Genomic DNA, 12,574 nt, shown 5'->3' with positions numbered 1-12,574 from the left:
CTGTCGCAGGCGGCCGGCCTGGCAGGCAATCACGCGATAACAACGGGCGACAACCATGAGCAAGCAACTGATTCTGGCGCTCTCCAAGGGGCGCATACTCGATGAAACCCTGCCGCTTCTGGCCGATGCGGGTATTACCCCGGCGGAAGACCTGAGCAAGAGCCGCAAGCTGCTGTTTGATACCAACCTGGCGCACGTCAAGCTGGTGGTCATCCGCGCTACCGATGTGCCTACCTACGTGCAGCTGGGGGCGGCCGACATGGGGATTGCGGGCAAGGATGTGCTGCTTGAGCACGGTACCGAGAGTCTGTACGAGCCGCTGGACCTGCAAATCGCCCGTTGCCGGCTGATGACGGCCGGCGCCCGGGACGAATCGCCGGGCCGGGCGCACCGCCGGGTAGCGACAAAGTTTGTCAATATCGCGCGTCGCTATTACGCCGAGCAGGGCATTCAGGCCGAGGTCATCAAGCTTTACGGTGCCATGGAGCTGGCTCCCATCATGAACCTGGCCGATGAAATCATCGACATTGTGGATACGGGTAATACCCTGCGCGCCAATGGCATGGAGCCGCGCGAACTGATTGCCCATATCAGTACTCGCCTGGTGGTCAACAAGGCCTCGATGACCATGAAACATGCGCAGATCAAGCCGCTGCTCGAGCGTCTCGAGACCGCCGTGCGGCAGCGCACGGCCGATGAGGCGCGCGCCTGAGGCCCGTCCGAGTTTCCTTATCCGTATTGGCCACGAGGTTGTATATGAACGCAGCGCCAGCTATTACCCGGCTTTCCACCCGGGATGTCGATTTTTCCCGGCGACTGGATGCCCTGCTCGACTGGGAAGGTGTGTCCGACGGTGCCGTCCAGGCTCGCGTTGATGAGTTGCTGGCAGACGTCAAGGCCCGCGGTGATGCCGCCGCCATCGAGGCGACCAACCGTTTTGATCGGTTGGCGGCTACCACCATGCAGGAGCTGACCCTGACGCCGGCGCGTCTCGAGCAGGCCTATAACAGCCTGCCCGACGACCAGCGCGAGGCGTTGGCGGCTGCCGCCGAGCGCATTCGTCGCTATCACGAGCATCAGAAGCCGGAATCCTGGCAGTACACCGAGGCTGACGGGACCGTGCTGGGCCAGCAGGTAGCGCCGCTTGATCGGGCGGGGATCTACGTCCCCGGTGGCAAGGCCGCGTATCCGTCATCGGTGCTGATGAATGCCATCCCGGCGCAGGTGGCCGGGGTGAGCGAGATTGTCATGGTCGTGCCCACGCCGGACGGGGTCCTGAACGAGCTGGTGTTGGCGGCGGCGCACCTGGCCGGCGTGGACCAGGTGTTTACCCTGGGCGGCGCTCAGGCCGTCGCGGCGCTGGCCTACGGTACCGAGTCCGTGCCGCGCGTGGACAAGATCGTCGGGCCGGGCAATATCTATGTCGCCACGGCCAAGCGCGCGGTTTTTGGCCAGGTGGGTATCGACATGATTGCCGGCCCGTCGGAAATTCTGATCGTGGCCGACGGCGGCACCGACCCCGACTGGCTGGCCATGGATCTGTTCTCGCAGGCCGAACACGACGAAGACGCTCAGGCCATCATGGTCAGCTGCGATCGGGCCCAGCTCGACGCCGTGGAGGCGTCCATGACAAGGCTGCTGCCCACGCTCGAGCGCGAAGCGATTGTTCGCGCTTCGCTTGGTGCCCGGGGCGTCTTGATCCATTGCGCCGACGAGGAAGACGCCGCCGCGCTGATCAACCGCATTGCGCCCGAGCACCTCGAGCTTTCGGTTGACGAGCCCGAGCGCTGGCTGCCGCGGATTCGTCACGCCGGTGCCATCTTCATGGGACGCTATACCGCCGAGGCGCTGGGCGACTACTGTGCCGGCCCCAACCACGTCCTGCCCACGTCGGGCACTGCGCGCTTTTCCTCGCCGCTGGGCGTGTATGACTTCCAGAAGCGTTCATCGCTGATCCACTGCTCCGCAGACGGGGCGGCCGAGTTGGGAGAGGTGGCATCGGTGCTGGCACGGGGCGAAGCGTTGACGGCCCATGCGCGGTCGGCGGAATATCGCACCGAGTATCGTACACTGCACCGCTCTCGTCGCTGAGGGTTCTGTTGCTGGCCGCCCGGCGCCGCAGGGGGTGTTACGCCCCCGGCCCGGGCCGCTGTCGTGCCGGGGGCTGCGGGCTCGGTGAGTCGGCTTGCCGCGAGGGAGCGGGGCGCTCGCCCACGGTCAGCTCCACGCGCTGCTTTTCGCCGCCGCGTACAATGGTTAGCGGCACGCTATCGCCGGGGGTCAGTTCGGCAATATGACTCATGGTGGTGCGCGCATCGAGGATGGGTTCGCCGTTCAGCGCCAGCAGCACATCGCCGGGTTGGAGACCGGCGCTGGCGGCCGGGCCGTCCTTGACCACGCCGGCCACGACCATTCCCTGGGGGGTACGCAGCCCGAAGGATGCGGCCAGCTCCCTTGAGAGCGCCTGCGCCTCGATGCCCAGCCAGCCGCGAATGACCCGGCCGTGGGTGACCAGCTCGTCCATGATGCCGTGCGCCAGATTGGCGGGGATGGCAAAGCCGATGCCCTGGGAACCGCCGGAGCGCGAAAAGATCGCGGTGTTGATGCCTACCAGAGCGCCGTTCGGGTTGATCAGCGCACCGCCGGAATTGCCCGGATTGATGGCCGCGTCCGTCTGGATAAAATCTTCATAGGCGTTGAGCCCCAGATGGCTGCGCCCGGTCGCGCTGATGATGCCCATGGTCACCGTCTGGCCCACGCCGAAGGGGTTGCCGATGGCCAGCGCCACGTCTCCCACCGCGACGTCTGCGGAGTCGCTCAAGCGGATGCGGGGCAGGTTGTCCAGCGGGATACGCAGTACCGCCAGGTCGCTTTCCGGGTCGGTGCCGATCACCGTCGCCAGCGCCTCGCGGCCGTCGCGCAGGGCTACCTGAATCTGGTCGGCGCCCTGGATGACGTGATGATTGGTCAGCACGTAGCCGTCCTGGCTGACGATTACCCCCGAGCCCAGACTGGACAGCATGCGCCGCTGACTGCTGTCGTCGCCATCCAGAAACTGTTGAAAAAACGGGTCCGACATCAGCGGATGCTGATCGCGTTCGACAACCCGCGACGAGTAGACGTTGACCACCGCGGGTGCGGCTTTTTCGACCGCACCGGCGTAACTGGCCGGCGCGGTTGCAGGGGCTGCCGATGCGGTTTGGCGGGTATCGGCCGGGCGGCCCGAGTTGGGTGTCGCCGACGGCGTCTCGGCGAAAGGGTTGGGCAGGCGTTGTGGAAACGCTGCCAACAGCAGCGCTGCGAGCAGTACGCCGGCAATAACCGGCCAGACGTAGGGCAACAGGAAGCGCTGCATGAGTTGAGTCCTTTGACGCGGGGCAGGAATACGGCAAGGTCGGCGTTCGGGCTGTCAGGGTTCACGCCCCTGTCCCGTCGACTTTACTTTGCGGCGGATGGTAACACCTTGCGTGCCGGCAACTTAACGGGCACGGCCATACTTTTCCACATAGCGTCTCAGGTCTTTCCGTCATACGGCCTGACGACTTTCCGGCATACGATTTCAAGGAGACGTCATGCTTCAGCGAGATACGCTTGTGGCTGCCTGCGAGCAGCGTCTGGCGGCGCAACAGTTCAAGGATTTCACGCTTAACGGTCTCCAGGTAGAGGGGCGCGAGCGCGTCACCCGGGTGCTGAGCGGCGTAACCGCCTGCCAGGCACTGCTCGACGAAGCGGTGGCCTGGCAGGCGGATCTGGTGCTGGTACACCACGGGTATTTCTGGAAAAACGAGCCGGTAGCGCTAACCGGGATGAAAAAGCGTCGTATCAAGACACTGCTGGATCACGACATCAACCTGCTGGCGTATCACCTCCCTCTTGATGCGCACCTGGAAGTGGGCAATAACGCCGAACTGGGGCGCCGGCTTGGCTGGCAGTTTGAGCGCTGCCTCGACGCTGCGCCGGGCGAGGGCCTTTTGTGGCAGGGGACAACCGCCGCGCCGTTGAGCCTTGATGCCCTGGCCGGCCAGCTGTCCACAACGCTGGGGCGTGACCCCATGGTAGTCCGGGCGCCGGGGGTCGATAACATCGAGCGTATTGCCTGGTGCACCGGCGGCGCTCAGGACATGATCGCGGCGGCCCGCGAAGGCGGCGCCCAGGCGTTTGTCTCGGGGGAAATTTCCGAACGCACAACGCACCTGGCGCGCGAGCTGGGTATCCATTACCTGGCGGCCGGCCACCACGCCACCGAGCGCTACGGCGTTCAGGCGCTGGGGGAGTGGCTGGCTGCGGAGTACGGTATTACTCATCGCTTTGTGGATATCGACAACCCCGCCTGACGGCGGGGGCGTGCCGGTGGGTATCCCGGCAGGAAAGTCGTTCGGGGAGGAAAGCCGTTCGGGCAGGTAGCCTAGTAGCGCGGCGGCTCGGGTGCCTGGGCGGCCTCGTTGGTGAGAGGTTCCTTCAGACCGAAGTCTTCGGACAGCGTACCGCTCTGGCCGTCGGCATAGTCCCGGGGCGGCTGATGTGTCGAGGAGTCGCTATCGTCGGCCAGCGGCTCCTGCTCGGCGGTAGACAGCGGAGCGTCTTCCGCGCTGCCCGACGAGCGCTGCCTTGCCTGGTGGTCAAGGCGGTGCTCGAGGTCTTCCAGCACGCTGCGAGCTTCGTGCACCTGGCGGCTTGTCGCGGTCAGCTGGCTGTCCATATCGGATTTGAGTTCGGCGACCTGGCGCTCTTTATCGAGCAGCTCCAGCTGCATGCCGGCAATCCGGCGCCGGCTTTTACCCAGCACATGATAGCTGAACGCGCCGATGACAATACCGATCATCATGCCGATAAACGCAAACGTAAGTTGAAGGCTGGCTTCTTCCACCTTGGAGTCTCCCTTGCAGACCGTTGCCGACCGTCGTGTGCCGGCCGTGCCGCTGGTTGTTGTTGCCGGTTGTCGCTGTGGGCGGGCTTGAGTACCCGGCCATTATAGGCGATGGCCGGCTATGCGGGTCAATTCGACGATACGCTGCCCGGTCGGGCATGCGTCGCGGTCGCGGGGTGAGTATAATTCCGCCGTCCGAGCCATCCGCTGTCCAAACAGGGGTCATCCAGACAAGGGCGATCCAAAACAAAACAGCGTCATTCAAAACAGGGCAACTCAAGACCAAGACTTACAGCCATGCAAAAATAGAGTCATTCAAAAAGGGGGGAAAGGACTGAATGGAAAGCAAGACGGCAGACAGCCGGCAAGTCGATTACCACGCAGGCGCGGCTGGCCAGGCGTCGGCGACGCCGCTATCACCGCTGGCACGCTACCAGGCCGATCTGGATAGCGGTGAGCTGGTGTTTGACGCCGCGCAGCAAGCCGCCGCAGAGCGCCTGCAGCAGCTCCACGATGACCTGATGGCCAACAAGACGTCGGCACCCAGCGGGCGTTCCAGTCGGCGCCTGTCACATCGTCTGGCAGGGCTGTGGCGCTCACGTCAGCCGGCCGAGTCTGACGAGCCGGGCGTGCGCGGGGTGTACTTCTGGGGCGGCGTCGGACGCGGCAAAACCTATCTGATGGACGTCTTTTTTGCCTCTCTGCCGTTTGCCGACAAGCAGCGCACGCATTTCCACCGCTTTATGCAGCACGTCCATAACCGCCTGGTTCACTACAAGGGCGAAAAAAATCCGCTATCGCTGATTGCCGCGGACCTGGCCGCCGAGGCGCGAGTTATCTGCTTTGACGAGTTTTTTGTCGAGGATATTGCCGACGCCATGCTGCTGGCCAACCTGCTCGAAGCGCTGCTGGCGCGCGGTGTGGTGCTGGTCGCGACCTCCAATTCGCCCCCGGATCGGCTGTACTGGGAGGGGTTGCAGCGGGCGCGCTTCCTGCCGGCCATTGACCTGCTCAAACAGTATTGCGACGTCATGCAGCTGGATAGCGGCGTCGATTACCGTCTGCGTACGCTGACGCGGGTAGAGATTTTTCATTCGCCTCTGGATGAGGCGGCGGAAAAGGCGCTGGAAAACGGCTTCGAGGCGCTCGCCGGTGCGGTTGGCCAAAGCGGCGAGACGCTGAACGTCAACCAGCGTTCGCTGATGACTCGGCGACGTCACGATGCGGTGGTGTGGTTCGACTTTGACGAGCTCTGCAACGGGCCGCGGAGCCAGAACGACTATATAGAGCTGGCTCGGGAGTTTCATACCGTTTTGCTTTCCGGGGTTTCGCAGATGGGCGTACGCACGGATGATCAGGCCCGGCGCTTTATCAACCTTGTCGATGAATTCTATGACCGGGGGGTTAATCTGTTGATGTCGGCCGAGGTGCCGATCGCGTCGCTGTATACCGGTGGCCGGCTGAGCTTCGAGTTCCGCCGCACCCTGTCACGGCTGGAGGAAATGCAGTCCCGGGATTATCTGGCGTTGCCGCACTGCCCCTGAGCGGTGGGCCACGCGGCGCGGCTCGGCCGGGCCATCAGTGAAAAAATCGGCTGCGGCGCTTAACTTCACCGCTATGTTGGGGTAGAATCCGGCCTCGCTTGACGATGTTGTCGCCGTATCCGGCGGCAACCAAAAAAAATAGGGATGGTGCGCGCCCCAGCGGCGCATGACAGGCACCCAACACATTTTATCTGGTGAATTTCATCCATGAAGACGTTCAGTGCCAAGCCACAGTCCGTCCAGCGCGACTGGTACGTTGTCGACGCGACTGACAAGACCCTCGGTCGTCTGTCGACCGAAATTGCTCGTCGCCTGCGCGGCAAGCATAAACCCGAGTTTACGCCTCATGTCGACACCGGCGACTACATCGTGGTCGTCAATGCCGAAAAGGTAAAAGTGACCGGCAACAAGGCAACCGACAAGCAATATTACCGCCACACCGGTTATCCGGGTGGTCTGCGTTCCATGAATTTTGAGCAGATGATCGACCATGCTCCGGAGCGTGTCGTCGAGTTTGCGGTGAAAGGCATGCTGCCCAAGGGGCCGCTTGGTCGCGCCATGTATACCAAGCTCAAGGTCTACGCCGGTGCCGAGCATCCGCATGCTGCCCAGCAGCCGCTTGAACTGAACATCTAAGGGATTCTTCGCCATGACACAACAGTATTACGGTACCGGGCGCCGCAAGACTTCCACCGCCCGCGTCTTTCTCAAGCCGGGCTCCGGCAATATTACCGTCAACAAGCGCGAGCTGAATCAGTTTTTCGGCCGCGTTACCGGCCAGATGGTTGTGCGCCAGCCGCTTGAACTGACCGAAACGCTGGATCAGTTCGACGTGTATGTCACGGTCGCCGGCGGCGGCGGTTCGGCTCAGGCCGGCGCCATTCGCCACGGCATTACCCGTGCGCTGATGCAGTACAACGAAGACTTTCGTCCGGCACTGCGCGAAGCCGGCTATGTCACGCGCGACGCTCGCGCGGTCGAGCGCAAGAAGATCGGTCTGCGCAAGGCACGCCGTAGCCCGCAGTTCTCCAAGCGTTAATCAGCTTGCATGCGGCAAAACGCCCGGGTCATCGGCCTGGGCTTTTTTTTGTCGGAATATCAGGGCATTAAGGTTTGATTATGACGTTTGTCAGAAGCGCTGTTGTTGTGCGTGGCGCCATGTTTTTTTATTATATGGCGTAACTTATAGCCGTCGCTGGCAGACGTTACCGCTGGCGGTGTACGGATAAGCAAAAAGGGAGAAACCAGGAAATGGCAGATAACGGCGTAAACAAGGGACGGCGCCGTTTCCTCGTCGGTGCTACCTCCGTAGTGGGGGCAGTCGGTGCCGTCGGGGTTGCGGTCCCCTTTGTGGCTTCCTGGCAGCCTAGTGCCAGAGCAAGGGCTGCAGGGGCCCCGGTCAAGGCGGATATATCCAAGCTGGAACCGGGCCAGCGCATGACGGTGGAATGGCGCGGCAAGCCGGTTTGGGTAATCAACCGCACGCCGGACATGATGGATCGCACCCAGGCACTGGGAGCGGACAGTCTGGTCGACCCGGAGTCGGAAGTTCCCCAGCAGCCGGCGTATATTGATTCCACGCTACGCTCGATCAAGCCCGAAATCGGCGTGCTGGTCGGCATTTGTACCCATCTGGGCTGCTCGCCGCTGTTCAAGCCGGAGCCCGATGCCGACGGCGTCAGCGTCAAGGACTGGCCGGGCGGCTTTTTCTGCCCGTGCCACGGCTCCCGCTTTGATCTGGCCGGGCGCGTGTTCAAGAACGTGCCTGCGCCAATTAACCTGGAAGTGCCGCCGTATCGCTTTGATAGCGACAATATTATCGTTGTCGGCGAGGACAAGGAGACTGCCTGATGGGTAATCCGCACAAAGCCAAGGCGGAACGCGGTGTCATGCGCTGGGTTGATGACCGTTTTCCCGCTACACAGATGTGGCAAGATCATCTGTCCAAATACTATGCACCGAAGAACTTCAACTTCTGGTACTACTTCGGTTCGCTGGCCATGCTGGTGCTGGTCAACCAGATCCTCACGGGTGTCTGGCTGACCATGAGCTTCAACCCCACGGCGGAAGGGGCATTCGCCTCCGTGCAATACATCATGCGCGATGTCGAATGGGGCTGGCTGATTCGCTACATGCACACCACCGGTGCCTCGGCGTTTTTCATCGTGGTCTACCTGCACATGTTCCGCGGGCTGCTCTACGGTTCCTACAAGGCGCCCCGGGAGCTGGTGTGGATCTTTGGCATGACGATTTATCTGGCGCTGATGGCCGAAGCCTTCATGGGCTATCTGCTGCCCTGGGGTCAGATGTCCTACTGGGGCGCTCAGGTGATCATCTCGCTGTTTTCCGCCATACCCTCGATCGGGCCGGATTTGGCGCAGTGGGTTCGCGGTGACTTCCTGATTTCGGGTATCACCCTGAATCGCTTCTTTGCCCTGCACGTTGTGGCGCTGCCCATCGTCATCCTTGCGCTGGTGGTGCTGCATATCATTGCGCTTCACGAAGTCGGTTCCAACAATCCCGACGGCGTGGATATCAAGAAGAAAAAGGACGAAACCGGCAAGCCGCTGGACGGTATTCCCTTCCATCCGTACTACACGGTCAAGGATCTGGTCGGGGTCGCGGTCTTCCTGTTCGTCTTCTGCGTGGTGATCTTCTACTTCCCCGAAGGCGGTGGCTATTTCATCGAAACACCCAACTTCGAGGCAGCCAACCCGCTGAAGACGCCTGACCACATTGCGCCCGTCTGGTACTTCACGCCGTTCTACGCCATTCTGCGGGCGATCACGTTCTCGGTGTTCGGGCTGGAAGCCAAATTCCTCGGCGTCATCTTCATGGGCGGTGCCATTGCCGTGCTCTTCGTCCTGCCGTGGCTGGACCGCAGCGCGGTCAAGTCCATCCGCTACAAGGGCTGGATGTCGAAGGTCATGCTGGCGCTGTTTGCCATCAGCTTCATTATTCTGGGCGTGCTCGGGGTGCTGCCGGTGAGTCCGGGGCGTACGATTCTCGCCCAGGTGTGCACCGTCATCTACTTCGCCTTCTTTGTGCTGATGCCGCTGTACACCAGGCTGGAGAAGACTAAACCCGTTCCGGAAAGGGTGACAGGCTAATGAAAAAACAACTGTTTGCACTGCTTCTTGCGCTGCTGCCGGCAGCGGCGATAGCTGCCGAGGGCGAGCTGCCGTATTCCATGGAGCCGGACCTGCACGACCAGGCGTCGCTGCAGAACGGCATGAAGCTGTACGTCAACTATTGCATGGGCTGTCACTCCATGGAGCATCAGCGCTTCTCGCGGGCAGCCACCGATCTGGATATGCCCCAGGGATTGGTGGAAGACAATCTGATCTTCTCGCCGGAACTGGCCTTCAATGACCAGATGCACATTGCCATGCAGCCCGACGATGCCGAAAACTGGCTGGGGGCGCCGCCGCCCGACCTGACGCTGGAAGCGCGGCTGCGGGGTAGCGACTGGATCTATTCCTACCTGCAAAGCTTCTACAAGGACCCCAGCAGCCAGACCGGCGTCAACAACGCCGTGTTTGATCAGGTCGCCATGCCCAACGTGCTGGAGCCGTTGCAGGGCGTTCAGGAAAAGGTCTGTGCCACGACAGATAAGCCGATTGAAGGCCAGGAGCCCGATTCGCTGAGCGGCAAGTATCAGTCCTGCGACGTGCTGCGGGTCACCGAGGAAGGCTCGATGAACCCCGACGAGTTTCAGGATGCGGTCTATGACCTGACGAACTTTCTTGCCTATGCCGGCGAACCGTCTCGGCTGAAAGCTCAGGCACTGGCGCCAAAAGTTCTGATATTTATCGTCTTTTTGGGCATCATCTGCTATTTCCTCAAACGCGAATACTGGCGTGACATTCACTAAAACGTGACTGGCGTAAAGCAGGGGGCGTGCGACGTTGTCGCGCGCCCCTTGTTTTTGCAAGAGGTGTCTTTGCAACAGGCGTGTTTTGTGGACGGTGTGTTTGAGACCGGTATGTCCGAGGCCGGTGCGTTTGAGACCGGCGTGTCCGGGGTCGGTGTTTCCGAGGACAGAGTATCCGGGCCGGCGTATCCCGGGCCGGTAGTGTTCGGCCCGAGGTCAAGCGTTCAGGCGCGTTCCCCACGAAGCCGGCTCGACATGGTATTATCCCCTACTGTCTTGATGTGAGGAGTGCTACATGGGTGTTGTGGCCAAACGGTCGTCGATGATTTTTTATTCCGGAGCGGATGACCATTTCAGTCATCGCGTGCGTATCGTGCTGGCCGAGAAGGGCGTCTCGGTGGATATCATCAACGTTGAAGACGACAAGGCACCGGACGAGCTGGCCGAGCTCAACCCTTATAACAGCGTGCCGACGCTGCTGGATCGTGATCTGGTGCTTTACGAGTCCAAGGTCATGATGGAATATCTTGACGAGCGTTTTCCGCATCCTCCGCTACTGCCGGTGTATCCCGTTGCCCGGGCGCAAACCCGTCTGTGGATGCATCGTATCGAGCGCGAATGGTGCCCGATGGTTGACCGTATTCGCACCGGCGGCAAGAAGGAAGCCGACAAGGCGCGCAAGGAGCTGCGGGAAAGTCTGGTGGGTATTTCCCCCATTTTTGAAGACATGCCGTTTTTCATGAGCGATGAGTTCACCCTGGCGGATTGCTGCCTGGCCCCCATCCTGTGGCGTTTGCCCGAGCTGGGTATCGAGCTGCCGGAAAAGCAGGTACAGCCGCTGATGCACTACATGTCGCGAGTGTTTGAACGCGGCGCGTTCAAGGCCGCGCTGAATGAACGGGAACTGGAAATGCGCGCCTGAAGGTGCGGCGCCGCGCCTCCGGTTTAGCCCATCACGCTACGAAAGGAGAGCGATATGACACGCTCCAGCCGCCCCTATCTCGCCAGAGCCCTTTACGAGTGGCTGCTGGATAACGAACTGACGCCCTATCTGGTGGTTGATGCCACCCAGCCGGGCGTTGAGGTGCCGCGCCAGTCGGTACAGAACGGTCAGATCGTGCTCAACGCGTCGCCGACCGCAATCCGGGATTTTTTCATGGAAAATCAGGCGGTCGGTTTCAGCGCGCGATTCGGCGGGGAACCGATGCAGATCATGGTTCCCATGGAGGCATTGCTGGCGGTTTACGCCCGGGAAAACGGCGTAGGCATGGTTTTTGGCCATGAACCCGACCTGAACGCGCTGGAAGAAGCCAACGACGATTCGGAAGGTGGCGCAGACACCGACGAGCCCGCTGCATCGCTGTCGTCGGTTGCCGAGACGTCCGACGAGTCCGGCAGCGGCGAAGAGACGCCCGAAAAGTCTGACGAGGCGCCCAAGAAGCGGCCGTCGCTGCGGGTGGTGAAATAGAAGCGGGTTGAACAGGCAGAAAGCACGGTCGGGAATATCGACCCCCGGCCGCGCTGTTTCCTGTTGCTCGTGGGCGATGGTGATCTGTCGCCGTTTTAAAGCCCCTGCCCGAGTATTGCTCGGGCAGGGGCTTTTGTATTGGCGGGAAGGTATTTCAGTACAAGGAGCTTTAGCGACAAGGGACGTCAGCAGGAAAGGGCGTCAACGCAAGGATGTCACCGGGAAGGGGCGTCGTCGAGGTAATTAAAGACCTTGATGATGCGCTGTACGCCGCCCACGTCGGATACGGCCGCGACGATGCGCTTGGCTTCCCCGCGGGAGACAATGCCCATCAGGTACACGCCGGCGTTTTCCGTGGTGACTTCGAGCCTGGATGAATCAATATGCTCGTTGGTGGCCAGCCGGCTGACCACGTTGGTGGTGATCCAGGTGTCTTTCATGCGCTGGCTGGCGGGCAGCCGGGCGGCGATAGCCAGCTCGTTGTGGACCTGATCGACGCCGCGCAGGCCACTGACGATATCGCCGGCCATGTCGTGCAGCTCTTCACTGGGCACCTGGCCGACCAGCAGAACCCGGCCGTCATGGCTGTGGGCCTTGATACGTGCATCCGCCAGGCGCGCATCGGCATGCCCCAGCGCTTTATTCACCTGGTCTTCGATGGTGTTATCAATGGCCCGGGCATCTTCCGTTCGCTGGCCGTAGTTTGACGGGTTGGTGGCCGAATGATTGGCGCAGCCGCCCAGCATCAGCAAGCTGCCCAGCAGGGCAATGGCGCAGGCCCGGGGGGCGATACGGGTGTATGAGTTGGTCAGCATGAGGAT

14 protein-coding genes are annotated in these 12,574 nt (G+C 61.7%); 11 read left to right on the top strand and 3 right to left on the bottom strand.

Translation table 11 applies throughout. From position 1 onward, the window contains the following. Positions 1-55: 55 nt before the first annotated feature. Positions 56-712 (top strand): ATP phosphoribosyltransferase, encoded by a 657-nt coding sequence (hisG, locus tag C793_RS0109140; RefSeq protein ID WP_017430639.1) that lies wholly within the window; start codon positions 56-58, stop codon positions 710-712. Positions 713-756: 44 nt separating this feature from the next. After that, a complete protein-coding gene (gene hisD, locus C793_RS0109135; RefSeq protein ID WP_017430638.1) occupies positions 757-2,091 on the top strand; it encodes a histidinol dehydrogenase in 1,335 nt (444 codons plus the stop codon). A gap of 37 nt (positions 2,092-2,128) precedes the next feature. Here the strand turns inward: hisD and C793_RS0109130 are convergent, their stop codons facing one another. Next, positions 2,129-3,355 (bottom strand): S1C family serine protease, encoded by a 1,227-nt coding sequence (locus C793_RS0109130; RefSeq protein WP_017430637.1) that lies wholly within the window; start codon positions 3,353-3,355, stop codon positions 2,129-2,131. Positions 3,356-3,572: 217 nt separating this feature from the next. On the opposite strand from C793_RS0109130, the gene C793_RS0109125 reads away from it, so the two are divergent. Then, positions 3,573-4,334: a Nif3-like dinuclear metal center hexameric protein gene (locus C793_RS0109125; protein WP_017430636.1), complete on the top strand. Its 762-nt coding sequence runs from the start codon at positions 3,573-3,575 to the stop codon at positions 4,332-4,334. Between the two features lie 71 nt (positions 4,335-4,405). Here C793_RS0109125 and C793_RS0109120 read toward each other — a convergent pair whose 3' ends face one another. Further along, the gene (locus C793_RS0109120; protein ID WP_017430635.1) at positions 4,406-4,867 is read right to left on the bottom strand and encodes a ZapG family protein; all 462 of its coding nucleotides are present in this window, start codon (positions 4,865-4,867) and stop codon (positions 4,406-4,408) included. A gap of 338 nt (positions 4,868-5,205) precedes the next feature. On the opposite strand from C793_RS0109120, the gene zapE reads away from it, so the two are divergent. From zapE to C793_RS0109080, 8 genes are all read left to right on the top strand, one after another. Next, positions 5,206-6,411: a cell division protein ZapE gene (gene zapE, locus C793_RS0109115; protein WP_017430634.1), complete on the top strand. Its 1,206-nt coding sequence runs from the start codon at positions 5,206-5,208 to the stop codon at positions 6,409-6,411. Between the two features lie 207 nt (positions 6,412-6,618). Then, positions 6,619-7,047 carry a 50S ribosomal protein L13 gene (gene rplM / locus C793_RS0109110; RefSeq protein WP_017430633.1) on the top strand — a complete coding sequence of 143 codons (429 nt, stop codon included), beginning with the start codon at positions 6,619-6,621 and terminating at the stop codon, positions 7,045-7,047. 13 nt (positions 7,048-7,060) lie between these two features. Beyond that, the gene (rpsI, locus tag C793_RS0109105; RefSeq protein ID WP_017430632.1) at positions 7,061-7,450 is read left to right on the top strand and encodes a 30S ribosomal protein S9; all 390 of its coding nucleotides are present in this window, start codon (positions 7,061-7,063) and stop codon (positions 7,448-7,450) included. A gap of 212 nt (positions 7,451-7,662) precedes the next feature. Beyond that, positions 7,663-8,262, top strand: a complete 600-nt coding sequence (gene petA, locus C793_RS0109100) for a ubiquinol-cytochrome c reductase iron-sulfur subunit (RefSeq protein ID WP_026106211.1) — start codon at positions 7,663-7,665, stop codon at positions 8,260-8,262. After that, a complete protein-coding gene (locus C793_RS0109095) occupies positions 8,262-9,521 on the top strand; it encodes a cytochrome b (protein WP_017430630.1) in 1,260 nt (419 codons plus the stop codon). The genes petA and C793_RS0109095 overlap by 1 nt, the downstream gene beginning before the upstream one ends. Next, a complete protein-coding gene (locus C793_RS0109090) occupies positions 9,521-10,285 on the top strand; it encodes a cytochrome c1 (RefSeq protein ID WP_017430629.1) in 765 nt (254 codons plus the stop codon). Before C793_RS0109095 ends, C793_RS0109090 begins: the two co-directional genes overlap by 1 nt. 295 nt (positions 10,286-10,580) lie before the next feature. Further along, positions 10,581-11,207: a stringent starvation protein SspA gene (gene sspA, locus C793_RS0109085; RefSeq protein ID WP_017430628.1), complete on the top strand. Its 627-nt coding sequence runs from the start codon at positions 10,581-10,583 to the stop codon at positions 11,205-11,207. Between the two features lie 54 nt (positions 11,208-11,261). Then, a complete protein-coding gene (locus C793_RS0109080; RefSeq protein WP_017430627.1) occupies positions 11,262-11,753 on the top strand; it encodes a ClpXP protease specificity-enhancing factor in 492 nt (163 codons plus the stop codon). A gap of 215 nt (positions 11,754-11,968) precedes the next feature. On the opposite strand, the gene C793_RS0109075 is transcribed toward C793_RS0109080, so the two are convergent. Beyond that, positions 11,969-12,568, bottom strand: a complete 600-nt coding sequence (locus C793_RS0109075) for a BON domain-containing protein (protein WP_017430626.1) — start codon at positions 12,566-12,568, stop codon at positions 11,969-11,971. Positions 12,569-12,574: the final 6 nt, after the last annotated feature.

This window comes from Vreelandella jeotgali Hwa (genome assembly GCF_000334215.1).
GTDB lineage: Bacteria > Pseudomonadota > Gammaproteobacteria > Pseudomonadales > Halomonadaceae > Vreelandella > Vreelandella jeotgali.
This window is presented reverse-complemented; position numbering and strand designations above follow the sequence as displayed.

Excerpts from the sequence above, each read along its gene's own strand:
- hisG (WP_017430639.1), top strand. The coding sequence starts at position 56 with ATGAGCAAGCAACTGATTCTGGCGCTCTCCAAGGGGCGCATACTCGAT.
- hisD (WP_017430638.1), top strand. The coding sequence starts at position 757 with ATGAACGCAGCGCCAGCTATTACCCGGCTTTCCACCCGGGATGTCGAT.
- C793_RS0109130 (WP_017430637.1), bottom strand. The coding sequence starts at position 3,355 with ATGCAGCGCTTCCTGTTGCCCTACGTCTGGCCGGTTATTGCCGGCGTA.
- C793_RS0109125 (WP_017430636.1), top strand. The coding sequence starts at position 3,573 with ATGCTTCAGCGAGATACGCTTGTGGCTGCCTGCGAGCAGCGTCTGGCG.
- zapE (WP_017430634.1), top strand. The coding sequence starts at position 5,206 with ATGGAAAGCAAGACGGCAGACAGCCGGCAAGTCGATTACCACGCAGGC.
- rplM (WP_017430633.1), top strand. The coding sequence starts at position 6,619 with ATGAAGACGTTCAGTGCCAAGCCACAGTCCGTCCAGCGCGACTGGTAC.
- rpsI (WP_017430632.1), top strand. The coding sequence starts at position 7,061 with ATGACACAACAGTATTACGGTACCGGGCGCCGCAAGACTTCCACCGCC.
- petA (WP_026106211.1), top strand. The coding sequence starts at position 7,663 with ATGGCAGATAACGGCGTAAACAAGGGACGGCGCCGTTTCCTCGTCGGT.
- C793_RS0109095 (WP_017430630.1), top strand. The coding sequence starts at position 8,262 with ATGGGTAATCCGCACAAAGCCAAGGCGGAACGCGGTGTCATGCGCTGG.
- C793_RS0109090 (WP_017430629.1), top strand. The coding sequence starts at position 9,521 with ATGAAAAAACAACTGTTTGCACTGCTTCTTGCGCTGCTGCCGGCAGCG.
- sspA (WP_017430628.1), top strand. The coding sequence starts at position 10,581 with ATGGGTGTTGTGGCCAAACGGTCGTCGATGATTTTTTATTCCGGAGCG.
- C793_RS0109080 (WP_017430627.1), top strand. The coding sequence starts at position 11,262 with ATGACACGCTCCAGCCGCCCCTATCTCGCCAGAGCCCTTTACGAGTGG.
- C793_RS0109075 (WP_017430626.1), bottom strand. The coding sequence starts at position 12,568 with ATGCTGACCAACTCATACACCCGTATCGCCCCCCGGGCCTGCGCCATT.